The 24,804-nt window shown below is 51.1% G+C and carries 22 protein-coding genes and 1 pseudogene; 17 read left to right on the forward strand and 6 right to left on the reverse strand.

The window, feature by feature from the left end; translation table 11 throughout:
• Positions 1 to 314 precede the first annotated feature (314 nt).
• Positions 315 to 698, forward strand: coding sequence for a transposase (locus tag IV01_RS26320; protein ID WP_080290293.1), 384 nt, complete (start codon positions 315 to 317; stop codon positions 696 to 698).
• Between the two features lie 412 nt (positions 699 to 1,110).
• Here the strand turns inward: IV01_RS26320 and IV01_RS13090 are convergent, their stop codons facing one another.
• Entirely contained in the window at positions 1,111 to 3,066 is a 1,956-nt protein-coding gene (locus tag IV01_RS13090) for a hypothetical protein (protein WP_032628520.1), read from the reverse strand.
• A 471-nt stretch (positions 3,067 to 3,537) separates the two neighbouring features.
• On the opposite strand from IV01_RS13090, the pseudogene tnpC reads away from it, so the two are divergent.
• Positions 3,538 to 4,416 (forward strand): annotated as a pseudogene (gene tnpC / locus IV01_RS0125045) (IS66 family transposase); the annotation flags it as partial.
• A gap of 375 nt (positions 4,417 to 4,791) precedes the next feature.
• Positions 4,792 to 4,899, forward strand: a complete 108-nt coding sequence (locus IV01_RS27470) for a transposase (RefSeq protein WP_418903532.1) — start codon at positions 4,792 to 4,794, stop codon at positions 4,897 to 4,899.
• Between the two features lie 262 nt (positions 4,900 to 5,161).
• Here IV01_RS27470 and IV01_RS13085 read toward each other — a convergent pair whose 3' ends face one another.
• The 4 genes from IV01_RS13085 to IV01_RS13070 form a co-directional block, all read right to left on the reverse strand.
• Positions 5,162 to 6,532, reverse strand: coding sequence for a DNA-processing protein DprA (locus IV01_RS13085; RefSeq protein ID WP_324294255.1), 1,371 nt, complete (start codon positions 6,530 to 6,532; stop codon positions 5,162 to 5,164).
• Positions 6,529 to 8,604, reverse strand: coding sequence for a RecQ family ATP-dependent DNA helicase (locus IV01_RS13080; RefSeq protein WP_032628522.1), 2,076 nt, complete (start codon positions 8,602 to 8,604; stop codon positions 6,529 to 6,531). The genes IV01_RS13085 and IV01_RS13080 overlap by 4 nt, the downstream gene beginning before the upstream one ends.
• 517 nt (positions 8,605 to 9,121) lie before the next feature.
• The gene (locus IV01_RS13075; RefSeq protein ID WP_032628523.1) at positions 9,122 to 9,991 is read right to left on the reverse strand and encodes an ImmA/IrrE family metallo-endopeptidase; all 870 of its coding nucleotides are present in this window, start codon (positions 9,989 to 9,991) and stop codon (positions 9,122 to 9,124) included.
• 11 nt (positions 9,992 to 10,002) lie between these two features.
• On the reverse strand, positions 10,003 to 10,377 hold the full coding sequence (locus tag IV01_RS13070) for a helix-turn-helix domain-containing protein (protein ID WP_032628524.1): 375 nt from the start codon (positions 10,375 to 10,377) through the stop codon (positions 10,003 to 10,005).
• Between the two features lie 214 nt (positions 10,378 to 10,591).
• Between IV01_RS13070 and IV01_RS13065 the strand changes: the two genes are divergently transcribed.
• The 14 genes from IV01_RS13065 to IV01_RS26650 all read left to right on the forward strand — a co-directional run bounded on the left by IV01_RS13065 (position 10,592) and on the right by IV01_RS26650 (position 23,528).
• Entirely contained in the window at positions 10,592 to 11,341 is a 750-nt protein-coding gene (locus IV01_RS13065) for a multiubiquitin domain-containing protein (RefSeq protein ID WP_032628525.1), read from the forward strand.
• A complete protein-coding gene (locus tag IV01_RS13060; protein ID WP_032628526.1) occupies positions 11,316 to 12,503 on the forward strand; it encodes a ThiF family adenylyltransferase in 1,188 nt (395 codons plus the stop codon). Before IV01_RS13065 ends, IV01_RS13060 begins: the two co-directional genes overlap by 26 nt.
• Complete coding sequence (locus tag IV01_RS13055; RefSeq protein WP_032628527.1) at positions 12,500 to 12,943, forward strand: DUF6527 family protein; 444 nt, start codon at positions 12,500 to 12,502, stop codon at positions 12,941 to 12,943. Before IV01_RS13060 ends, IV01_RS13055 begins: the two co-directional genes overlap by 4 nt.
• 350 nt (positions 12,944 to 13,293) lie before the next feature.
• Positions 13,294 to 13,890 carry a GNAT family N-acetyltransferase gene (locus IV01_RS13050; RefSeq protein ID WP_032628629.1) on the forward strand — a complete coding sequence of 199 codons (597 nt, stop codon included), beginning with the start codon at positions 13,294 to 13,296 and terminating at the stop codon, positions 13,888 to 13,890.
• A gap of 40 nt (positions 13,891 to 13,930) precedes the next feature.
• On the forward strand, positions 13,931 to 14,743 hold the full coding sequence (locus IV01_RS13045; protein ID WP_032628528.1) for a hypothetical protein: 813 nt from the start codon (positions 13,931 to 13,933) through the stop codon (positions 14,741 to 14,743).
• A 352-nt stretch (positions 14,744 to 15,095) separates the two neighbouring features.
• A complete protein-coding gene (locus IV01_RS26645) occupies positions 15,096 to 15,731 on the forward strand; it encodes a hypothetical protein (protein ID WP_032628529.1) in 636 nt (211 codons plus the stop codon).
• A 196-nt stretch (positions 15,732 to 15,927) separates the two neighbouring features.
• Positions 15,928 to 16,482, forward strand: a complete 555-nt coding sequence (locus IV01_RS0125050) for a hypothetical protein (RefSeq protein WP_050507532.1) — start codon at positions 15,928 to 15,930, stop codon at positions 16,480 to 16,482.
• A gap of 34 nt (positions 16,483 to 16,516) precedes the next feature.
• Positions 16,517 to 16,828, forward strand: coding sequence for a hypothetical protein (locus IV01_RS13035; RefSeq protein WP_154232214.1), 312 nt, complete (start codon positions 16,517 to 16,519; stop codon positions 16,826 to 16,828).
• 613 nt (positions 16,829 to 17,441) lie between these two features.
• Positions 17,442 to 18,377 carry a macro domain-containing protein gene (locus tag IV01_RS25915; RefSeq protein ID WP_154232215.1) on the forward strand — a complete coding sequence of 312 codons (936 nt, stop codon included), beginning with the start codon at positions 17,442 to 17,444 and terminating at the stop codon, positions 18,375 to 18,377.
• 9 nt (positions 18,378 to 18,386) lie between these two features.
• Positions 18,387 to 18,827 (forward strand): adenylyltransferase/cytidyltransferase family protein, encoded by a 441-nt coding sequence (locus tag IV01_RS26330; RefSeq protein WP_080290294.1) that lies wholly within the window; start codon positions 18,387 to 18,389, stop codon positions 18,825 to 18,827.
• Positions 18,828 to 19,654: 827 nt separating this feature from the next.
• The gene (locus IV01_RS13030; protein WP_050507536.1) at positions 19,655 to 20,473 is read left to right on the forward strand and encodes a GIY-YIG nuclease family protein; all 819 of its coding nucleotides are present in this window, start codon (positions 19,655 to 19,657) and stop codon (positions 20,471 to 20,473) included.
• 313 nt (positions 20,474 to 20,786) lie between these two features.
• Positions 20,787 to 21,155, forward strand: coding sequence for a hypothetical protein (locus tag IV01_RS27290; protein ID WP_324294256.1), 369 nt, complete (start codon positions 20,787 to 20,789; stop codon positions 21,153 to 21,155).
• Between the two features lie 556 nt (positions 21,156 to 21,711).
• On the forward strand, positions 21,712 to 23,118 hold the full coding sequence (locus tag IV01_RS13020; protein ID WP_032628532.1) for a hypothetical protein: 1,407 nt from the start codon (positions 21,712 to 21,714) through the stop codon (positions 23,116 to 23,118).
• On the forward strand, positions 23,115 to 23,528 hold the full coding sequence (locus IV01_RS26650) for a hypothetical protein (RefSeq protein ID WP_154232216.1): 414 nt from the start codon (positions 23,115 to 23,117) through the stop codon (positions 23,526 to 23,528). The genes IV01_RS13020 and IV01_RS26650 overlap by 4 nt, the downstream gene beginning before the upstream one ends.
• A gap of 243 nt (positions 23,529 to 23,771) precedes the next feature.
• Here IV01_RS26650 and IV01_RS13015 read toward each other — a convergent pair whose 3' ends face one another.
• Complete coding sequence (locus IV01_RS13015) at positions 23,772 to 24,392, reverse strand: tyrosine-type recombinase/integrase (protein ID WP_032628533.1); 621 nt, start codon at positions 24,390 to 24,392, stop codon at positions 23,772 to 23,774.
• Positions 24,393 to 24,804: the final 412 nt, after the last annotated feature.

Genomic DNA, 24,804 nt, shown 5'->3' on the forward strand with positions numbered 1-24,804 from the left:
CGATCGGAACGATAAATAACTCTTTTTTGAGCGCAGTCTCTTGGGACTAAGCACCCAAGCGAGCGTGGTCCATTGGACTGACTGACGAGGTCACGTGATACCAGGTTAAGTGGCCAGGGGTTCAGGTCCGGGTGATTTTTTCCGGCGATCTCGTGTTGACTCGACTTTCCCTGCCCCCAAAACCTGATCAAGCGCTGATGAGAGAAGATTCTTTGTAAGCGTCCGACAAACTCACCTTCCGAACTCAAGCATTAAGGGCGATGGTGTCCGCGTATGTTTAAGCGGACGCGATCACCCTTATCGCCAGGATTTCCATGCGCCAACGAAGTTCTTATCCCAAACCGTTCAAGGCCCAAGTCGTTCAGGAATGCCTGCAACCTGGCGAAACAGTGCCCAGCGTTGCCATCAGCCACGGCATCAACGCCAATGTCATTTGCAAATGGATGCTGCTCTACCGAGATCTACCCGCAGCACCATCGCTGCCGGCATTTATCTCGCTCACGGCTGCACTCAAACGGCCAGCCGAATCCTCAGTGATTATCGAGCTGCCCTTGGCTTCAGTGGGGGCCTATCTGACTTACGCAAGGTTGGCGTACGCTTACACTCAGGCGTCCTCTGGTTCATATTTGCGCGGTGTGATTTCTGGGTATGAATGCCTACCTCGCGGAAATGGCTCAGAGTGCAGAAGCTGGGGCTGAAGAATCTAATTCGCAGTGGCGCGATGAGTGCGAATCTGGGGTTTATAGCCCCGGCTTCTTCAAAATCGAGCAGAGATATTTTAGCTTCAGACGTCGACCTGCTTATTTGACCTGTTGGCGCTGATACCGAGTTGACCCAGCTGCCGAGATATCGCTGAGCCATTCTGACTTCGTGCAGTCTATTGTCTTTGCTGGATTTGAGCCGATTGGACTTGGGTCATTCTTGCGTCGGCACCTGGGGCAATTCCGCATCAGCGCCAACACTCCAGGTCCAACCACCGAAAACTCAGCACAGCCAATGATTCGCAAGAAATCAGATAGATCGGTGACACCTCAGCACTTGGTTCAATTCGACATTGGCGCCAACATGTCTATGCACTTGGGTGCTACCCCAGGCGGGGCAGCCTCCGACTTACTTCGGTAGTGCACCAACAGAAAACTTACGATGCATTTGCAGACGGTTTGATGGACTGATGGTGACGCGGTTACCCGCAAAGAGCATTCCCAGTTCCTTCGCGCGCTCCCGGCTATCGACTTCGGCTGCTACTGCCGCTTGCATCAGATCAACCAAACTCTTCTGCTTAGCGGCTTGCTGCAACGAAATTCTGAGTGTCCTGATAAAAGCGTGGACTTCCGCAAGGGGGACCTGACCATTGAGCCACATACCAACTGCCAGCATGCTTGGCCGGAGAGCAGCCCATTGAGGTGCTACGGCTGAGGTACATGCGCTGGCCAATGCGACCAAGGTAACTATCGCCTCGGCAAATCCAACTTGGCTTCCATCAGCACACTCCCCATCATCCTCAACAGCACCTTTGAGAATTGCCAGATGGGTGTCAAGGCTAAACGCTTTCAATGCTGGATGGCGTTTGAGCAGAGGCGGTACCTGGGCTTGGAGGTGCCCAGTTTCCTCAGCCAAATCAGAATCAACGGCTTCAAGGATGGTAAGTGCACACTGATCGATTCGATCTGCGCTAACTTCCTTCAGAATGAGACCAAGAATAGCCTCAGTCTCCTCCGGGTCCTCAAGCGCGGTGCGTGCCTCGCTGATATCACGGTCGATCTTCTTGCAAAGCCGTTCTGTGAACTCAACCGTCTTGCGTGGCAGGATCTCTTTTGGACCATGTCGATCCATAAAACTGAGTCGCTCGCTAGAAGCAGCAGAGCCCTGCTGCAATGGCAGCAGCAGAGGGAAGTCCGATTCGTCTAACCATTTGAACGCCCGGATATAGCCTTGGTACAGCCGGGAAAAACTGGAAATCTTTGGAATCGCAATCTCACCATCGATAGCCCAAAGCTTGGAAGTGGTTTTGCCAACATGGATCGTGGCGGAGCCGCAGAGTACACCCTGCAGAACACTCAGGCTGGCGGTGTCAACCGAAGGCTGGGTTGTGTAATCAGGAACGCGCAGTTGGGGAGAGCAGTACTCCCGTGAGGTGAAAACAGGTTCGTCACATCCCACATCCACCGGAAAGAGGAAAGGGGCGTCCGACGATATATTTACGCTACCAGCGAAATTATCGGGATTGTCAGTCAGAAGGTTGATCTTTCCCTTTTTGACCTCGCTGTCGGTGTAATACAGCTTAGGGATCACTGCATTGAGTCCGCGATGGTAGAGCACGCGTCCGATGTAACAGCCCTCTGCGTTGTAGAGCGCGATGACGTCATGGTTGGGGACCTCGATGTCGTCATTGTGCATGTCATGCAGTGGCTGCCATGCGTTTGGGATGAGTTCGTGACGAAGGTAGCGGTCGACCGCTTCCTCAGCATCGACCGCACCCTCAACGCTACGCTCCCCCCTCAGTGCGCGCCCTTTCGTATTGACGATTGCCTGGAAAATAGCCTCTAGCTTGGACCACATGAACGCGTAGCCACCGCTCCGGACGAGTAGGTCGTATGGGGGCGCGCCGGCGTCAAGCAGCTGCTGCGTCAAGATAGGTGAATCGCTTATGGAGCTGGGAAGTTCACAGGCGATTAATTTCTTGCCCGGGTTTGCGCTATCGAAATCCAAAGTTGAGGACTCCGCAAGCTTTTCCACTGTCAGGGAATCGATGTCCAGGGTACGCAGCTTTGATGTCTTGACCGCTTGGAACGCAGTCAAAAGGGAGATGCCCAACATACCCTTGAGGTTGCTGGCTAGAGTAAGAGAGATATCGTCACGGGTGATTGTGCCAGGTTCAGGAAGTGGGTCCTTGCCGGCTTCAGCTTGCATGCTATGGGTGTTGGCGTGGCCGAATAGGCCAGGTGTTTTGACATTGATCTCTTGATGATCAACGGCATCACCGTGAATGTAAGTCAGGATAGCGCGGGTAATGTCATTCGGGCGTTTGCGTTCAATATCGCGTTTTGTGAGGCAGACTCTGCTCATGGGATTCTCCGTAATCGTAATAAACCTACCGCGAGAAAAGCTCGCCGTAGCTGGTTCAACGCATGAGTCGCTAGCTAACCCGTTGCGCAGAACTCCGATTGGAGAACAGTGCGAATGTCGTAACGGGGATGAACAACGAAAAATTAAACAGTCTCTAGAGATCGACTCGGGGCGGTGCTAGCAGCCCCTGTTCAAGACCTTTCTAGAATATGCAGATTCGGAGGATGCATGCAAGCCTCTCGTTTCACAGGAGAGACGCAAACCATTGCAACTGCATAGAGAGACGTGCTGTCCTAGCAGAGGGAACAAGCTGTTTGGTGGGCAGATGAGAATGGCCGCAGCCTGTGAACCGGCGCACACCATGCCTGCCATGATGAGGCCAAAGATTGTTTATGATCGCCTCAGTCGCCGCAGTTTGCAGCCTTGACCAACGCAATGGCAGTGTCCACAGAGAGGTCCAACGCTTCACTGGCAACTTTGGCTCAATGGGTGGGTGTGACTGGGGTGCAGCTGCAACCTCTGGTCGATGCACTGCGCGACGTAGCGCTTGGGCAACAGGTTGTTCATGCCGATGAAACACCCGTGCAGATGCTCGTGCCGGGCTCAAAGAAAACCCACCGCTCCTATGTTTGGGCCTACGCCACCAGCTAGTTCTGCGAAACAGCAGCTGTTGTTTATGACTTCAGCCCCAGCCGCGCTGGTGAACATGCTCGCAACTTCCTGCAAGACTGGAAAGGTAAACTGGTCTGTGATGATTTTGGCGGCTACAAGGCCAGCTTCGCACTCGGCGTGACCGAGATCGGTTGCATGGCCCATGCGCGGCGCAAGTTCTTCGAACTGCACGCGACCAACAAGAGCACGCTCGCCGAACAGGCCCTGCGCTACATCCAGTTGCTTTACGAAATCGAGAGTGAAGTGCGCGACCTGGAGCCGGATTTACGGCGCCGAATACGGCAAGAAAAAGCCGTACCGGTGATGGATAGGCTGCATGCCTGGATGATGGCCCAGCGCGATCTCGTGCCTGAAGGCTCAGCCATCAGCAGAGCACTGGATTACAGCCTGAAACGCTGGGCAGCGTTGTCGCGCTACCTCGATGACGGGGCCGTACCCATTGACAATAATTGGTGCGAGAACCAAATCCGACCGTGGGCGTTGGGTCGCAAAAACTGGCTCTTTGCAGGTTCGCTGCGCAGCGGCAAACGGGCGGCGGCGATTATGAGTTTGATCCAGTCTGCGCGGCTCAATGGCCATGATCCGTACGCATATCTGAAGGATGTCCTTACGCGCCTACCAACGCAGCGAGCGAGTGAAATTGATCAGTTGCTGCCGCATAGGTGGCAGCCGGCCTAATCACGCAAGGCGTGATGCCCGGACGCATACCTCTGGATTCAACGCTTGCCGCTAAACTGCTCTGCCATTAACACCAGAGTTGATTGCACGAGCGCACTATGACGGTGTGGCGCGATTCTTCGCTCGTGAACGCAAGTGTAGCGCTGCAGTGCTCATGCTTAGCTACCAGCGGAAATATCCAAATATATCCTGTTGGCTATAATTTATAGTCGACAGGATATATTTGGATATGCGTAGGCGTTCCGGGAACACACCTTCCGGACTCCAGCGTTAGGGACGATGATGTCCGCGTATTTCTACGCGGACGCGATCGCCCTTATCGCCTGGCTTTTCATGCGCCAACGACGCTCTTAGCCGAAACCGATCAAAGCCCAGATCGTTCAGGAATGCCTGCAACCCGGCGCGACCCTCTCCAGCGTTGCCATCGCCCATGACATCAATGCTAATGTCATCTGCAAATGGATGCCGCTCTACCGGGATTAGTCAGCTGCAGCGCCGCCTGCGTTTGTTCCGTTGAAGGTTTCGCCTAAACGGCGGACTAGGGCACTGGCGGTCATTGAGATACTCGTTGGCGAACTATCAATCACGGTCAAATGACAAATTCCCCATCCTGAGTGATGCGCACGCTTTGTGCGTGAGCTTGCCAAATGATCCGCATCGACGCCATCTGGTTCGCCATCGAGCCCATGGATAAGCTTGCCGGCACCAAGACCGAGTTGGCTAGGGTGCATAACCACCTACAACGCTACTTAAACAACTCAGATCGCTTAACCACGTAGCCCACAGGCTTTTTTTGCTTTTCGATAACACCCTCTTCAACGAGGCGCTGAAGCCATGCCTTTGCCTGCCCATTTGTCACGTCTAAAGCCGCAGCAATATCAGCATCTTTTGTCGGGGTTATCAGTAGTTTTTTAATCAGATCTCTTACCGTAGCAAAAAGTAAATCCGCGTGATCCACTTGTACCCTCGGGAAGGAATCCATTACTTCAGACACAACTTTCAACGTTGGCTCAACAGCATCTCTGCCGACGCTATTACTTATAGGAAGTAGAGGTTCACATGACGCTTCTAACGAAGTCTGCGACTCAGTCATTGGCTCAGACACCGACAAGCTCTCTATTTCATCAGCGGACGATAATGAGAGTTTTGGTTGCTGAGGCGCGTCTGTGCTAGAAACCTTGATCGCAAATATTTGGTTAAAGGCTTCGACATCCTGAGGATTCGGCCAAAGTATCGCCCCCCGATTACCCAAAGCATCAAGGCCGGTAGAGGACTCACCCGTTGATCGAATAAATACAGGCACATACTGGAGCTTATCCAGCTGCTCCACAGCACCAGCCCATGTCCCGCCTTTGTTATGGTCCGTGTTCACGACCAAGGATGCATCGGCCAGCGCATAAATGAGTTTATTACGCTGCATAGCATGACCAACGTTGAAGCCGGCATTAGGATCATAAGCAGAAACAAGAACTAATTTTCCATCACGCAAGGAATTCCTTTCCTCACGACTCATGGCAGTTCGCTCTAAGTTTTCCGCTAGAACACCAATGACCTTGCCACCCGACTGCAATGCACCCCGCATTGCAGCCAGATCAGCCCCCCTAGCCCCTCCCGATATTAGTGTTCTGTTGGCACAAGCTGCCAGCCCTCCGATGGACATGGAGTAGTCGACTAATGCGTCGTCGATTTTCCTCGACCCGACGACAGCGAGCCCACCCGATTCAAGCAGCGAAATATCTCCACACCCGTAAAGCACTGCTGGCGCATCAGCACGAAGACGAGCTTTGAGACGTCGCGGATACTCAGGGTCAGCTCGACTAATGACCCAGATAGCCCGTGTCTGCCACCGCTCGACTACCTGGCTCAACAAGAAGCCCCGTCCCAGCAGCCGTTGTAGTCGACTTTCATCTGCTATTGGCCGACATAAACGAAGAATCTCAGTGGATTCCGCGGTAAGAAGATCGGCAGGTTGTTTCTGGATCTGGTGTAAATGACTAGCTAAACGCTTGTATTCGGCAGGCGATAGTAGGTCTGGCGATTGCAAGCCACGTCCAACAATTAGTGGTGCCGTAAGCAACAGTATCGCCTGCGTATTGGGTGAAAGAGGTGACATCATTCATCGTGGCCAGTTAGTGAAAGGGCCATAGGCCAAACCTCATCGCAACCGGCTTTTCGTAACAGCCAAGCTGCGACAGTTAGAGTCCATCGAGAATTGACGATGTCGTCAACCAAGAGCACCGGTCCCGCGTGAATTATCTGATCGATTTTAAGCGACCCATCAATGTTGCGGGCCTGCTGAGTAGAGTTTGCCATGGTTTTTTGCTCCGGCCTGTCCTCCGTCTTCGCGAGAACATTGTAAAAAGGTAGGCCTAACGCACTGGCTAGCCTTTTTGCAAAATTGGGTACGATCTCTGGATGCTTCAGAGACGGAATCGCAGCAACCCATTCCGGAGCGGGAGTTGGCCGCCAGTTTTTAATCATTTCGACACATGCCTGAACAAGCTCATCGGAAAAATAGCCGTCAAGATATCTATTATCTCGCACAATTCTGCCCCAACCGGAGTCTCCCCATATACAAAGAGCCTTACCGGGCTGGGCTTGAAGATTGGCCGGAATAAGCCCCCTTACGCCATACAGCGGCATTCCGCCGTCAGGCCACTTTTTGCGAGGCTCGATGGGAAGACTAGTACGCCGCAGGAAGGCGACCGCAGCTTTGACCAAACCAACGCTCACTGTACTGGGCAATGGAGGTAGAGCTGGCTTCTTGCCCGTACCGGGGACTCCGTCCAGTGCATCAATCAAAAACGCCATATGTTGGCCGAATGGTAATCCGACATAGTCCCTCATTTGTTGGTGCTCACCCTGTCGCAGCGAAGTAAGCCGCTCTGCGCGATCCCAAAAGCTTTGATTGAGGTTTGCCGCGGTAAGCTGCCACTTAGCACCTTGTTTAGCTATAGGCGCTGGCGCCTCCAGCGAAAGCAACGCCACAGTTTTTTCGACCCGGCCCTTACTCAAATTGACTTTGCTGAGCAGCTCCGGGACAGATAAACCATCAGGTGCATCTTCAAGCGCACCTAGAACCTCCGCGACCTCCTCTTGCGTCGGGAAAGCGCTACGGATAAACCAATCGGTGATTTCAGTCTCCTCCTCACCACTGAGTAGCACACCGTAGGCAGCATCTAACGCACGCCCCGCACGACCAACTTGCTGGTAGTAGGCGACCACGGAACCTGGCATCTGATAATGGATCACAAATGCTAGATCGGGCTTGTCATAACCCATGCCCAACGCCTGTGTCGCGACAAGAGCCTTGACTTCATTGTTAGACAGGGCAAGCTCAAATTCCTCCCGACGATCACCAGTCTGCCCTGTATAGGCTTCGACGTTAAAGCCTTGAGATTTCAACCATCCCGCTACTAGCAGAGCATCTCGCACGGTCAATGTGTAAATAATGCCGTGCCCATTCAATGCGGCCAACCTTTCAGCAAGCCATGCAAGACGCTCCTCTTGGCGAGGAAGGCGGATGGTTTGTAACGAAAGCGATGCACGATTGAGATCTCCACAGACAACCTCAATGCTGGGACCAAGCACCGCCTTTAAGTCATCCATAACCCGATTGTTTGCCGTGGCGGTGGTAGCAAGCAAACGAAGGTTGGGGGGCATAATTTTGACCATCCGCTCCAGTAATCGATAGTGTGGGCGGAAGTCGTGCCCCCAATCGGAGATGCAATGCGCCTCATCGATAACTAGCAGGGAGATTCGTGCAGCGACCAGGGCCAGAACCTGGGTACGGAAACGCTCATTAGCGAGGCGTTCGGGCGATATCAGGAGGATATCAATGCCACCAGCAATAAGCTGGCCTTCAATCGCAGCCCAATCCTCCCTGTTGTCTGAGTTAATCGTGGCCGCTCGCACACCCATTCGCTCTGCCGCTACAACCTGATTTCGCATCAAAGCTAGTAATGGCGAGATCAGTAACGCGGGTCCAGCGCCAGCCTCCCTTAGCAGCTTAGTAGCAATGAAATATACGAAGCTCTTACCCCAGCCGGTTTTCTGAACGACTAACAAGCGCTCCTTACCTTCGACGATGTGGCGTATAGCTTCTTCTTGGCCATCCCGGAAGGTAGCATCGAGTCGTCCCGAACCTAAACGCAGGAGCTCCAAAGCACGCGCTGCATTATATTCCATGGTATTGCTCTCCATTTACCGTCAGATAGGTGACTGCTGATCCGCTGAGCAAGGTTCGAGTCATCCACTTTTCTCAATCCGCTAACTCGCAACGAACGGAGGGCAGGAGCCCCTCACCGCCTCGCATACCCTATCAGAGCGTGTCGGACGGTGCAGGCCACTTCGAGCAGCATTTTTTTGCGAGGAGTGCCTGCATGCCGAATGCGGTACCGAACCCATGGTAGAAGGCGGATGACCTCTCCCTAAAAAGCCCACGACCACTGGAAAAGTCATTGGAGGGGTCGCGGTAGGGACGGCAGTTACCTGCGGCACCCCGCACAGATCCGAACGTGCGGAACTACCGCAATGGCTCCTGATACCTATGGGGCAACGCCAAGTCGGCAGATGGATCAATTCTGCATCAGCTATAACGCGATGATAGGCGTCGGCTCACAATTGGCGTGCACTAGCGCCATCATAGGTGGATTGCTAGCCCTCGGTCGCTGTCGAGGCAGAGCTTGTGGATGCGTTCAAGCTACTATCGATACTTAGACCAACCCGGGCGGCCATCAAGTTCTTCCAGAAACCCGTCTTCGTCATGGACAGCCCGATAGCCGCTCGACACTGGACTGTGATCAAGCTCATCGAAAATGAGGATGGACTGAGTTTGTTTGGTCGGTAGGTGATAGGTGGCTTGCTCGAAGCAAGCGAACCGACGAGCATCATCACTATGGCTCCAATCAGTGCCCTCGGTATCCGCCTCATACAGGCCACCGATCCCAGCTCTGAACGCCTTGGCTGCGGCGGAATTTTGAGGAAGCGGAATACCTCGGTTGATCCACACTCTCGATTCACGAAGGGCCTTCGAACCGATGGAATATTTGACCACGCCATCTTCTGCGACGACGAATGCTAGGTGACCATTCGAGGCTTGAGCAAATCTGGAGGCAATGCATGATCGGGAGGCTTGGAACTGCTCAGCCAAATCGGCAAGATGCTCCAAGCTGAAGTCCTTTTCCTCCGCAAGTGGTTGGATCAACCCCCAAGGAACCAAGCACTCCGCAGCGAAGATGTCACAGAGCACCTCCTCCTCGTGGCGCCCCGTGAAGCGCTCCAATTCATCAGCTGGAACTTTCTCGCCATGCTTGGATGGGAGCTCAAGAACGTGGTGCGCGATCTCGTGCAGGATAGTGAAGCGCTGGCGCAGTAAGCTGTCTCTTTCGTTTACCCATATGAATTTCTTTTCGCCGCGCTTGAATGTGCTACCTGCTTCACCATCCTCCAAGTCTTTGCGAGAAACTTTGAAGCCTAGGGATTGGGCGAGCGCCTCTACATCTACTGGCGCTGAAGTGACGCTCGCATCTCTAAGCAGTTTACGAGCTCGAGCCACTACAACAGTTTCGTCCATGAAATCCCTCTCTAGTCCATTTCCAAGAGCATATTGATTCGCTTGAGCCAGGCTTCTTTCGTGGTGGGGCGCCCGCCTCGGAAGCTCATTGATGCGGCGTCCTCCAGGACATCCCACGGGAGATCTACGCGGGAAGTCATCAAGTCATAGAGCGCATCGTCGACGGTTACTGACTTAGCCAAGAGACGAAACACCTCACCCTCTCGCTTATCTAGCTCGAGCGCATGGCTCAGGCGCGCGACGACTTCGTCTGATGGCGCTGCCCGATCTCCTTTCTCCAATCTCCAGATGTAAGCGTGATCCAAGTCGCCTGCACGCTTTTCCAAGTCCCGAAAACTCAGCTCTTTTCGTTCACGCATGGTAGCGATGAACCCGGCCAAATCCATTTTTTTCTCCAACCTATTGCAATGCCCAGACGGGCGGGAGTAGTCTGTTGCCTAGACAGACAACAGCTCGCGATTCATCACTCATGATAAGCGGGTTTTTTTTGAAGTCCAATGTTGTCTGGCTGGACAACGACTCCCGGGTCGTTTTTTAAGATCGGTGGTGTTGTCTGCCTAGGCAACAGCTCATTTGGTTCGGATGCGAGGATTTTTCCCTATGTCACAGTTGAACGATTTTGAGGTTGAGGACGTGGCCGCCGCCGTCTTGGCGGGCCGCGCGGTACGGGATCACGGCCCGTACAAAATCGAGCTCGGCAATGATGCTCTGGAATACCGGCCACTGGTGATCGCTGATCCTGTTCCAACCGGGCAGCAAGTATTGGAGGCTGCGGAGCTCCGTCCGGTGGACGAGTACCTGCTGTTTCAGGTTCTCACCAACGGCCACTTGGAGCTGCTCAGCCCTAGTGAAACCAGTGACTTGCGCCTGGCCGGCATCGAGAAGTTCCTGGCATTCAAGAGCGACCGTACCTTCCGCTTCTTCATCGATGGACGTGCGCAGGACTGGGGCGCTCAGCGCATTTCTGGTCGCACCTTGAAGCAGTTGGCAGGCGTGGATGCTCAGAAATACGACATCTTCCTGGTCATCCCGGGCGATGACGATGAACTGATTGAGGATCGTGATCTGTTCGACTTGGCGCGCCTTGGTGTCGAGCACTTCGCAGCGGTGGAGATCAACATCAAGGTCTTCGTCAACACGCTGCCTGTGTTCATCCACTCCCGCAGCCTCACCTACTGGGAAGTAGTGCGGCTTGCCTACCCGGAAGCTGAGCCAGGCCCGAATGCCCATTTCACCGTGACCTTTGCCAAGGGGCACGAAGGGAATTCTCTCACCAACCTGGTCGATGGCCAACACGTCCGTATCAAGAAGGGGATGCACTTCAATGTCACACCAACTGATAAGTCGTAGTCCTTACCTCCTGCGCTTGCGCAATGAAGGGTACAACTTGGACACCAAGGAGGGTTACCTCTTGGTTCGGGACGTGCCCTACGTAAATGCTCAGCGCCAGGTTTGCAAAGGCGTGTTGGTCATGGCGCTGAATCTGGTGGCTGATGTTGCGGGCCAACCGAGCGACCATACTGCACATTTCATTGGTGACTGCCCTTGCGATTCGCAAGGGCGTCCCCTCGAGCAAATTATCAACAACAGCAATCTGAATTCGCTGTTGCCAGATCTGGTCGTGAACCATTATTTCTCGGCCAAGCTCCGCAGTGGCAACTACGCCGATTACTTCGAGAAGGTCTCGATCTACGTTTCGATTCTGAGTGGCCAGGCGGAAGCGCTTGATAACTGTGTTACCGCGAAAACCTTCGCGCCTATTCGGTCGGAGGTTGAAGAGACTGTGTTCACTTACACCGACACGGCGTCAGCACGTGCCGGCATCGGAACGCCTACTGAGAGGTTCAAAGGACTGAAGGTCGCAATCGTCGGACTCGGAGGTACCGGTGCTTACATCCTGGATCAGGTTGCGAAAACGCCGGTGGCAGAAATCCATCTCTTCGATGGTGATGCACTCCATCAGCACAACGCGTTCCGCTACCCGGGCGCTGTCACCTTCGCCCATCTCGAACGGGGGATGATGAAGGTAGAGTACCTGCACGAGGTGTACGGTGAGATGCATCGCAATGTCGTTCCTCATGTGTGCATGATCACAGCAGGAAATATCGCTGAGCTCCGAGCCTTCGACTACGTGTTCCTCAGCGTCGACAACACGGCGGTTCGTGAGCTAGTGGTGCGGGAGCTTCGTGGTACTGGCACCTCACTGCTAGACGTTGGAATGGGCGTTCACTTGGTAGGAGAAACGCATCAGGTTTGGGGCACTTGCCGAGTCACGACACTCACACCTGGGCATCATGACCACGCCAATCGCACCATGCCGCTGACCGAGAACGCTGGGGAGGATGTCTACCGCTCGAACATTCAGATTGCTGATCTGAATGCCCTCAACGCGGTACTGGCGATTGGTACCTGGAAACGGCTGTGTGGTTTCTACGTCGACAACGTCCAGGCTGATCACTTCACCTACTCGACCAACCTGAACGAGATGGGCAACAGCGAGGAGCGCCCATGAGCATTAAGAGCCTCACGCCTCAATTCGTGGAGCATTTCCCGGAGAGGCTAGAGGCGGGTGAGCTTTACTTGGCAATGGAGTTCGCGACTGCAGCACACCTGTGTGCCTGTGGTTGCGGCAACAAGGTGATCACACCGTTCTCTCCAACCGACTGGCAGATGTCATTCGATGGCCAAACGGTGTCGCTCAAGCCTTCTATTGGCAATTGGACGTTCAAGTGCCGCTCACACTACTGGGTTCGCTCTGGCAGCATCGAGTGGTCAGGTGATATGTCCCAAGATGCAATCGATGCAGGGCGCAGACGTGACAAGCAGGCGAAGGCACGACTGCAAGCCAATCGACCTAGTGATGATGCAATCCGCCAACCAACTCCAGTCGTCCAAGCGCAACTCCAAGCGCCATCGCTGCTCGGAAAGCTGAGGAAGTGGCTGAGAATCTGATGATTTTAGCGGGCGTCCCGATCTGATAACAAAGGAGGGCTTAGTCAATAAGGCGTGAGCCCCATTCCTTTAACAGCTCGTTTGCCATGCCTACGCCGACACAGTGAGTTGAGGGGTGTGAAAATAGGCGCGGCTCAACGCCAGGACTATTTTCCATTGGTCGTCACGAATGCCGTGCCCGAAAATCAAACTAGCTCAGCTAAATGGCTTTCATAGCCGGGTATCCAAGCCGCAACATGTTGGATGACAAACTCTCACAGTGGCAGGTACGCTCGGCGCTCTACCCTAGGACAACTGGTATCGCCCATTCGAACGAGCAGGCTATCCAGTCAAAGCAGGAGCGCTTATCCATGCTAGACACCACTCTTTCTGATCAACAAGTGATCGACACCTTCCTTCTCCAGATCTTGGAAAACGAAGCCAAAGGCGTGCTTCAGGATCTGCTCGCTCAGCCCACTCTAGCCATGCAGTTTCTTTTCTTTTCAGAAGAGGCAACCCGAAAGGCCATCAAGCATGTAGTGGGAATTTTTGACGAATGCTACCGAGCAGGGCAACTGAAGGTTGCCATGAGCCATGAAAATGGCTGCCTTTACGGTTATGCGTTGCTGTTCGTTCATCCAGACCCAAACGTTCCACGCTATTGTCACAAAATCTTTGTTTTCCCAGATTTTCGCGGCCACGGTATAGGCTCACAGATTCTCAATGCGCTGATCGACGATCCGCGCGATACCGCCCTGTTGTGCGGCTATGACCTGGTAGATTTTTACGAGAATGCTGGACTTGAGCAAAAAGGTGCATTCGCGGCTCCTGGGAAGCAGCACGGATTTGCCCTAACTCAAGGAATGTACGCAGACCTGGTTGTGATGGGCACACCAGGAGCAAGTGTGGCGGCAGGTGTATTCATGCTCAACGATGACGACGTAAAGGCCCTATTGGCATGCGCGTGACTCACCTAAGCCAGCCTGAAAAAAAGCGCCACCTGATGCAATGCATGAATTGCTGATCAAAGCAGGCATCAGAGATGTCTCCAAACGTGACGCTCGTGCCAATGAGAGATTGCTGAACCTAATGAAGTACATCCTGTTTTTCGTTGCTGCCGCATCGACTGTATGGCAGCTGAGTTTCCAAAACCATTCTTGGTGGAGTTTTTTTCTGCTGTCAGCGATATCCGTCTCATGGATTCTCGGCACGGTATACACATATGACTGTATCCAAGCTTTGACTGGACGAAGCTCCCCCTATTACAGGGAGTTTTATGGTGAGCTAAAGAAAGATTTCTGTATAGCACTACTTAGTGGCTTATCACTTACATTCATTATAAACATCTCTTCGGCGGTTTACAGCCTGTCAAGCATTGACATAGCTTTTGCTGGCTTTCCATTTTTATTGTTAAGCGTGTATGACAGCTTTGCGTTGCAAAAACGAAAGATTGTCGGTGTTCGACTTCCTAAGTCCATGACTCGCTCCATGATTGGACTTCAGCTTTTCATCATAGGCGTATTTATCTATTACCTAATACAAATCAGCTCCAGTGCATTCGCGCCCGGAGAATCCCTGTGGATTCAGATAACGCTCTTATTGACTGCCCTATGTCTTTGTGTGTTTTCACACCAGATGGTCTTCATTCTTACAAAACAGAGAATGGAGATCTCCCCTGCGATACTTGGAATATTTGAAAGTATTAAAATGAGCAAAAGCGTTTATAGGCAGGCTGGCGAAATGGCAGAGCAGTGGAATAAAATTGTATTTGATAAGAAGCTAGAGCAGCGTAAGAAAAAAGCTAAAAAGCACAAGCGCTGAAATATCCGGGCTGCTGTACACCCACCATGTAATGGCCGTAGCCACTGACCCGTTTCTCATGGGGACCGGCCACCGCTTTGTCCAATACTCCGCTCCCGAGAAAATCCCGTTTAGCGGATGCCATTGGAAATGGACTGCTCCGCGAAAGCATTCAGCGATGTCCCTCATCCACGAAGGGAGACGGTAACTGAACAGCCTTATGGACAATCTTCACGCTCTGCGTTAGGGACCATGACTAACTGCCCCCAGTTGGATTGCAATTTCAGAGGCGTCCGAAGAGCATAAGCAGATAACCGGTGACAGCCTGCCCTGCGCCTCCACCGATGTCTTTCAGCCACATATGGAGCAACAAATGTACTGCACCCATTGCAGCGCTTCCCACAGCGAGCTTGATCGGTTCTGCAGTCAGTGTGGAAAAAGCCTTGCTGACTCGACCCAGCACTACATATCCACTTCCGGCGACCGCAGCTTCAACTCTGGTCAACATAACGTCTTTACCGGCAATACGATCAATCTGGAACCCAGTCGAAGTGATCCCGAGCCGCAGGCCTGCATTGATCGAGTCAAAACTCGCCCTCTGACGGTCGCAGGGCATCCGATCAAAGCCGCTTGGATAACGTTCTCAGGCGCCCTTGGAATGGTGGGAAGTATCGCCAGTATCTGGAGCGTATGGCAGTCGACAACCCAGTACTTCTTGATATTCCTGATGGCATTCAGCATGGTAACTCTAGTGGTGGGCATGGGTCTGAGCCGTCAGCGTTTTACACGACTGTCTCAATTTCTCACTATCGAGTCGAACAAAGCAGGCGATGTGTTTCTGACCAAAATCGAGGGCAAATGTCCCAAATGCGACGGCGTTTTGAAGCTGCGGGATATTGGAGAAAAAGAGCAGCGAGCGACAATCGTGCGATGTACTCGAAATCCTGATCACTCCTGGCTGTTCGACCCGACAGTTCTGGGTGAGCCTGGCGTCGAAGACTCTCATTAGTCGAAGTGAGTGGCTCAGCCCATGACGGCTGTTCATAGTCGAAAAGATCAAATGGCCAGCGCGTATGAATACCATGATGTCTTAGCCTGTGCCTTTGTACTTCAAGAGCAGCGACGATGGACCCCAAGGTGCATATTCACGCTTGCGCGGAGCTGAGCGATGCGGTGACAACCCAACGAGCTCAGGCAGAGGACGTATGAATCAATACCAAGGAGCAGTATTTTTCGTGGATATGCTGGGGGTCGGCGCGCTGACGCAGAACCAGGTGACCATAGGTGAGGATGATTTCAAAGCCAGGGGAATGAGCCCATCCATTTCTCCATCAGCGAATCTATTCTGCGGGCAGCTACTTACCACATTTCGATCTTGCTTAGCAGCAGTCAGGACATCTCATAAGCAGGTCAAGATTGCTCAGCTATCTGACTGCGCATACATCTGGTCCGAGATTGTTCTCGCGGTTTTGGATGCGGCTCGCGCATTCATGTGGCAGTCAGTCAACGCAGGCCTGCTCTCTAGAGGTGGAATTTCATATGAGGAGATTGTAGAGCCAGACAAGATCAATCGCGCGATCGGCGATTTCATTTTAGGCGGTGCAGTTACTCGGGCCGTAGGGCTGGAAAAAGCGGGAAAAGGATGCAGAGTTTTTGTTGATGATTTGATCCATCGCCAGATACAAAAATCCGATGCTGTTCGCTTCAAAGATGAAGCTTTTAGCTCACTTAAGGAAGTTCTGAAGTACGGACACCATTAGGGTGACGGCGGCCATTGCCCGGAATACCAACGCCGTGCAGTTCACCACGATCACCGACTTTGTTCTGGGCGACCAAATTACCTTTGCCGGTAGCCTTGCCTTTGACAACGTCCAGGTCAATTTTGGGGCAACACCCACCAGCCTGAGTAATGCCTTGACCGCGGCGTTGCTGGGGGTGCCGAATAACACTGCGCGCTGGTTCATCTATGACTCCAATACGTACATTGTCGAAAACGCCGATGGCGTTGCAGGCTTCAGCAACGGGGATATCGTGGTCAAACTCAGCGGTACGGTAAACCTGAGCACCGCAACAGCAACGTCCGGGTCCCTGTTCGCGGGTGCGTAGCCGTCGCTGATGGTTGATCACGTACGCAATTACCTGTTACTGCTCAATGAACCGACGACTGCGACGTGTACTTCCTTTGATGTACTTAGTACCAGGTAAGGCTTGCGACTAAAGAAAAACCCCGCTTTCTCGCAAGAAGCGGGGTTTGTTTTTGTGCGCCAGGCAAATCGCGTTGCGCGCAAGCGCAACCAGCTTGGTTGTGGTGGTGACTTGGAGGTAAAAGTCCTCTAAATGAACGCTTATGGCCGATTTCTGTCTGTCGCCACCGTCAGCTTTGGTCGAATACGGTCGGTCGAGGGTGCCCGCTGTCGACCCAAAGCTGACAGTGGCGATGGGCAGAGATCGGCCAGAGGCTGCCCCTCCAGTGTGGTAGCTCCTGCCTCATAGCGGGCAGCAGTAGCCGGCTAGAATCAGGCCATGGACACGCTGCCGCCGACTTTGTAATCTCTGTGCGCGTTATATAGCTTTTTTTGGCGTCATCTCGCAGTCTCCGTTGCGTCTCTTGCGCTGTTTGAGGAATTAGCCATTGACAAGGAAGCTATCATGAGGCGCGGAAATTATCACCAGCTTATGTCGCCTACTTATAATTAGCCAAGGAATTTGGGGCATCAGAATGAATAGACCCACCGCAGCAAGATATATTCTCGGATTAATTTTCGAAGTGGCAATAAGCAAGTTAAAAAGACCACATAATGTATATTCAAAATTATCAGTAACTGCGCTAATCATAGGCGGAGGAGCTTTAGTCACACCATTCTGGCAACAAGCTGTAGAAGGCGCAGCTGTCACACTTGAACTAAAGCCCATTAGTGGGCCAATTCCTTCCATTGTATCCGGCGTCGTATTTCTTGTCCTGGCGATCTTGTTTGCTGAAATATCAAGAAGAACAGGCGGATCCACAGCAAGAGAACCATTGGTAGATACAAAGGCAGTCAGCGAACCGATAATCATCGGCAAGTCAAAAATCTACTGCTATTGTGGTTCGATTGTGGGCTTAACCGAAGCCGAGGTTTTAGTTACATCAGAGAACAGATATCTTGAACTCGGCGGGATCGACGGAACCTCGGTGTCCGGCAGGGTAAGAAGGCTGGCCGCATCGTTTCGAGTAGACGGATCGCTCAGCGCCGATCCTCTTGGAAATTTCATAGATAAATGGAAAAAGTCACAGCCTCATTCAGGCCCTTACCAATTAGGAACGACCATTGTGTCACCGCCATTTAATGCCTGTGCCGCCGGCATAAAACATATAATTCATGCCGTAGCCCTTGAAAAGCGAGACGATGGCGTCAACCTGATTGATGAGCCGTCAATCAGGAAGATTATTCAAACTACGATAAGTGAGTGCGTAAATTCTTCCTGCAAATCGGTATTCATTCCAATTTTTGGATTAGGCAGCGGAAGGATCCTCGCTGACGAAGCGATCTCAAAGACTGTTTTACCTATCATAGAGGCTATCAAGTCAAATAATGTTGCCCTAGATATCTATTTAGGAACGTACAGACTAACTGATGCCGCACAAGCGACAAGCATGATTTTGAAGCGGTCGTAGGTACTAAGCATGCCAAACATAATCATACCTCACCAAAACGGAATTGTTGGTTATACTTCTGGAGTATTCGATCTTCTGCATGAAGGGCATAGAAACTACCTGCGGGCATGCAAGGAAAGGTGTGATTTTTTAGTCGTAGGCGTTGACGTAGATGATATTGTCAAGAAAAACAAAGGTAGCAGTCGACCGTTTCAAAGTGTTGAAATTCGAATAGAATCTTTAATAAGGGAAGCTCTTGGTGATATTTTCTTCAAAAAGTCAAACTCATTTGAAGAGATATTCAAAGCAAACCATGCTCAGAAATATTTCATCTCGGACGACCGAGCTATACAAAAAAGTAGATTGGTCCTCATATCTAGCTTGGGCATAGAGCTGGTAATTATTCCTCACACAGCAGGAGTATCAACCAGTCTCACTGCCCAATTCTGCAACCCAAAAACACAGACTTAGGCTAATTCCATCTACCGGAAACCGTATCGGCGACGCTGTTTTTCAACGTTAGGCAATGACTGCTACTGGCCGAAAGCGACGGGGTGACTGCCCCGTCGCGGTTGACCGAGACGGACAGACCTACCCTGGCGCGCTTTGGACATAGAGCGTTCGGCTTATGGTCTGTAGTAAGCTTGGTGCGCAATGGCTGTTGGGGCAATTGCAGATCGGTGCAAGGCATCCGAGCTTGTTGTTTTTTACATATAGTCCGTCGACAGCGAGAATTTAATGACAGAACAGTGGCACTGGAACGAGGCAGGTGATACTGCCTACTTTTCTACCAGACGGGGTACCGGCTACAGGGTCTGTTTCTTCTATGTACCTGAATACGTAGCACCGGAGGGGGTTCCGACATGGAGCGTTTCGTTTGTGCTTCAGAAAGATAACTCTATAAAAGTTACGGGTGTCGGATCAGCACACGAAGTTTTCAAGACAGTCCGCATGATCATCGTTGACTTCTCAAAAAAACAGCCGGGCCGGGGCCTTTGCTTCTCTGCAGATGAAAGTAGCGATGCACGAGTTAGTCTTTACGCCCGATGTTCAAAGCTTCTTGCCTGCCAGCTAAACATGACAGTTCAGAGTCAGAACCGCGTTGATAGCACGCAAATCGTTTTCTGGCTTGCGCCCCGCCATGCGCTTTAGGATTTCGATAGACGCGGGGACTGAATTGCTCAGCCGATGAGTTAAGATAACTGACTCACAGAGGCTTATCTGTATGCAACTCTATATAACAGATAAGGTTTTGCGAAAAAATAAGTCCAACATTAAAAACCAAGTAAGGACCTAAGATGATTGATACGGAAGTTGAACTTGCAGAAATCGTCCCGGAAACCCTTCTCGAAAAGGTCGATATTCATCTCGCGACAAAAGCAGGCGAATACACCGCTCTGGATGTGTTTCAGAAGGACATGGTTGGTTGGCCGGAAGTCTTAAAAAAAATTGATATTCCACAAAGCATCAACTGCGATACGATAATTTCATTAGTTGAATTTCCTTCACAGCGTAATATATGGCTATTTGCAGGGTTCATTGATGTTTGGGGGCGCGCAAACAAAGGTGTTGAAGCTCGTTATCGTCACGAACTGAAAGGTTTAGTCGGCAGATTAAAATTAAAATTTAACCGAGGCGGTGCATCCAAACCCTTCCTGAAAGGTGAGAGGTATTTAGAAAATATTAGTGTGTTTGAAGTTCTGCGGAAACCCTTTAATGGAGAACCGTTTCCAGGGTATGAGAATATTCACATAAGCTTTCGCCAACTTCGAGCGCTTTCATACGATAACCCATCAGATTGGGTGGCTGCACTATCTAGTATCAAAGGGATATATCTGATCGCTGACAATGCGACAGGGAAAAAATATGTTGGATCAGCGTATGGCGAGCACGGTTTGTGGTCAAGATGGACGTCTTACGCTAAGTCTGGACATGGCAACAATACCGATCTGCTTCGATTGATTGAAAAAGTGGGGCTAGATTACGCTCTTGACAACTTTTCGATCAGCTTGCTGGAATACCATCAAAGGAGAGTTGATGATAAAACAATAATCTTGAGAGAGGGTTTTTGGAAAGCCGCTCTCTTGACCAGGTCTCATGGATATAATAAAAATTAAAGAATATCATTACGCCACTTTTTCATAGCAGGCATAAAAAATGGATTTAATTACTCTTTATGAAAAAATCACAGAAGACCTGATCGACAAAAAAGGCGCAGGCTCTTTAGAAATACTCTACGACTGCCTAGGGAGTCATGGATACGCCGTTTCATTTCGGTACAGTCGTTGCCCGAAAAGGAAGATGACGTAAGAGACCCAGGAAACAGTCAGATCGACGGGTCTAGAAGAAACTCTACTCACTCAATGCATCCGAAGGCCGATGTATCGCCTGATACAACGTCAGGTAGCCAGATCGAAGCCTCACGTAGACGTGTCCATTCAGGCTCAGGTAATCAATCTTCTGCAGGATTTGCAGCGTGATATGGGGATTTCATTTCTGTTCATCTCCCATGACCTTGCGGTGGTTGAGCGGGTGAGCCATCGGGTGGGAGTGATGTACCACGGCCGTATTGTTGAAATTGGCCCGCGTCGCTCGGTATTTGAAAATCCGCATCATGCCTACACCCCAAAATTATTGAGCGCCGTACCTTCAGCTGATTTGAACGCCCCCAGGATACCCTTCAGCCTAATGGAAGAAGTTGTGCCGAGCAGGATTTACGACATTGACTATCAAGCGCCCGACGTAAGCTATCTGGAGGTAAGGCCTGGCCACTTTGTTTCCAATTCGGCGTTTATGTAGTCTATTAACGGATAATGGAGGATCAGGCGGTAGCCCGCGGTTTTTCTTATCTTGGGGCGTTTCTGCCTGTCACGACCCTAACCGGTTAGGGTCGTTTGCAGCTGTCAAGACAGGCAGAAAACGGCCAGAAGCGGTCATTGAACCGTGTCTACGAAAGTGGGGGCGACTTATATAACGATTGAGGAGTGGCGAACAGCAGCGCCGATCGTCGTTAAAAAACTGCCAAAAGCCGCAGCTTTGAAGTCGATAAAATCGTCATCCACTTGGTAGCTGACTCGTAAAAGCACAAGCATGGCACTTGGACTGACAGCGTAACTAGCTGACGTGCATACGATTTCATAAGATGAATATATGCAGCTAAACCGCATCACCAAATAAGGAATAAGGAATATGTTGCCAATTTAGCTCGCTGCTGCCTGGGGATGAGTGACACTAAGGTGCAGGTTTCGCGTAAAAGCTCCAGGAATCTACAAACACGCTATAGTCTTCTCTGAGTCACCCCGACTGAACTCTATTAGTTCAGAAACGTTAAACATCTGTTTGTATGGAGCTACCCATGCCTAGTAAACAACCTCAGCTAGAAGCCTTCTGCAAGCTCATAGGAATGTTGGAAACTGTTATTTTTAACGGCAGTACCGGAGGGCCTGATCGAGAGTTTTATACAGTTCCACATCCGGGGATATTCATCGACCCCAAACTTACTGACAAACCTAATAGCAAGGATATGGAGTTAGTCTCTCAACTATTCAATGGGTGCTTTAGTGCGTCACTACTTTACAATCCTTTAATGACAACAGTAACGCAAACGTATAGCGACATCCTTGAGCAGGCAGCACTGCCTGAGATGAAGCTAACAGCTGACCAAGAAAAATACTTGAACGCGAAAGAAGCAGAGCTGCTCAAAATATTAGATGCATACATGAAATATAAACAACGATATGACGAGATTGTTGGAAGCATTTATCGCGAGCAGGAGAATAGTGCGCCCTCAAGCGTTATTTATGAGCTATACAAAAAAAGGGATTTAGCTGACATCGAGTGGAAGCGCAGAGGATACAAAGAGCAATATCAGGACCTCGAGGCTGAAGTCTCGTATTGGAGATCTGTCTCACCTCGTCGACATTTTGCAAATCTGAAGGCTCGTTTTGACCAGCATACCGCTCAGGCAGGAACCTCTACATACCAGGCAACTTATCTGTCACCGTCTATCCAAGAGTGGAGTTCACCATACGCGGGCTGGGCTCAATTTGAGAAAACATTCAAGTACTCAGAACTACATACCTTTTCCAAACATACATCCTGGTCAGGTTCTGTAAGTGGCAATTTCGGTCTTTGGCATGCCGGAGGTGGGGCAAGTGGGTCAAATGCGGAAAAATATGAAAACTCGGAAAATATCGATATAGAACTAAAATTTGAGTATTTGAGAGTGAAAATTCTTAGGCCGTGGTTGATTCCTGATGTTTTCAAATATCGCTTTTGGACCTACAAAAAAGCTTTCGGATTTCGACCAATCAGTGAAGGTTACATACCTGGATCAACATCCCCGCTAGGCCCTCAGGGGCTGATGCCGGTGCTGCCTACAGATATAGTTCTAGCGCGCAACGTATTCATTTCTGCTACCTTTTCTGAGGAGGAGAAAAAATTCGTCCAAAGCACACTTTCCGGGTCGGTAAGTGGTGGATATGGTCCGTTTAGCTGTCGTGGTTCTTACTCTACGACAACAACTAAAGAGGATGTCGTAGGAAGTTTTGACGGTACCACCTTAAGAATAGCAAACCCTCAGATTATCGGTTATCTGGGTACACTGCTCCCCCGTTCACCAGATCCAGATAGACGGCTACCATGGACACCTGATGCTGACTTTGGAGATACCACGACCCGGAAAGCAGATGACTATCTCAAAAAAGCTAAAGCACAAAGCGAAGTTGCGAAGAAAATATTCGACGGGAAGAGAGCACCATGAATAAAATAGCAAGAGTTCTGCTTCCACTATTGTTAATGTCTGGCTGTACTTTTGATGTTAATGTCTTCGACCATAGAGGAGAGACTGCTGAGTCCCCAACCTCAGGCAAAGGCGATTTTGCGGAATTGTATTTTAACTCAACTCCTCAATTGGCGACCGTGAGGATAATTTCGGATGGCCTGGATAACTCAATAGATAAAGATATCGGCAAAACACCACAAACCTTTCGAATGACTGGGAGCAATACGACTCCATTTAATAGATCTGTTTGTGGGCGAACAATAATAGTTCTGTTCGAAAAAGAAGGTCATACAACAGAAAAAGTCGCAGCTAAAATAAACTGCTATAAAACTGAGCAGCAGTCAGAGGCTAACCCAAATCTCATTAGAGCTTCTTTAAACCCGATCTAAGTTTGAGTTGTTGTAAATACCTTTCTGCCCTGCTAATGCAGGGCTTTTTTTCTCGCTCCATGAACCCTAAATTCAAACACCTTACCTGATTCCCGTTCGAGGGAATGTAGTCGCGAGGGTTCGCGACCGTAGCGTTGAAAAGCTCACCATGGACAACGACATAGATTGACTAGAAGCAGTAGGTGATGAGTGTCCGCAAAGGGTCGAAAGCGACGGGGTGACTGCCCCGTCGCGGTTGCCCGGTCATACTTCAGTCTGCTCGGCCATCTCAAGCGCGTCGTCCACTTCGATGCCAAGATATCTGACAGTGCTTTCTAGCTTGGTATGACCAAGAAGTATCTGTACTGCTCTGATGTTTTTCGTTCTGCGATAGATCAACGATGCCTTGGTCCGACGCATCGTATGAGTACCATATGGCACTGGGTCGAGGCCGATTGAGCTTACCCAGGCTTTCACTATGCGTGAGTATTGACGCGTAGACAGATGCTCGGAAGTTTTTAGCCGACTTGGAAACAGGAAGTCTCCATTTCTGAGTCCAGCCTGTAGTACCCATTCCTCCACAGCGAGTCGCGTCTGCGCAGTGATCTCGAATTGGACGGGCCGTTTTGTCTTCTGCTGCATCACCATTGCCCTAGCTACAACGTGATTTCCGTGCGCGACATCATGAACACGTAGCTTCGTCAGATCGCATCCACGAAGCTTGCTGTCGATTGCTAAATCGAAAAGCGCTAGATCCCTCACGTTTTGCGCAAGCTCAAGCCTGATTCTGATGCCCCAGATGTCGCGCAGGCGGAGCGGTGATTTTTGACCAACCAGCTTGCCTTTATTCCAGGGCTGGTACGAGATAGCAGTTTTTGCGTTCATGTCATTACCTCCGTTGATGGAGGCTTAGCATGACCCTGTGCAAGAAGGGCCGCAGTCGACCCATAGGCGACGTTAGCGCCGCGAGCATCACATCGGGCGAAGACGCTCATCTGCTTAGCGCGTGTATGCTGGCTCAACGAGTACATAAGGGTGGGGCAAGGCGATGAAGATCACTGGGCGAGTCGAAACAGAGGTAGTGACCGACGTAAAGTGTGACATTTGTACACGCTCGACCCGTGTAGACGCCGGCGGTCTTCAGTTCGCTACTCTCAAAGCAAAATGGGGGTTTGGTACGAAGCATGATGGCGAGCGCTATGAGTTCCACCTATGCGAGGGATGCTTTTTCGGCACCATTGCTTACTTCAAGCAAGAGCGGCGTGTAGAGAATCTATTCGATGAAACCGACCAAGTT

This window comes from Pseudomonas syringae (assembly GCF_000737245.1).
Lineage (GTDB): Bacteria > Pseudomonadota > Gammaproteobacteria > Pseudomonadales > Pseudomonadaceae > Aquipseudomonas > Aquipseudomonas syringae_J.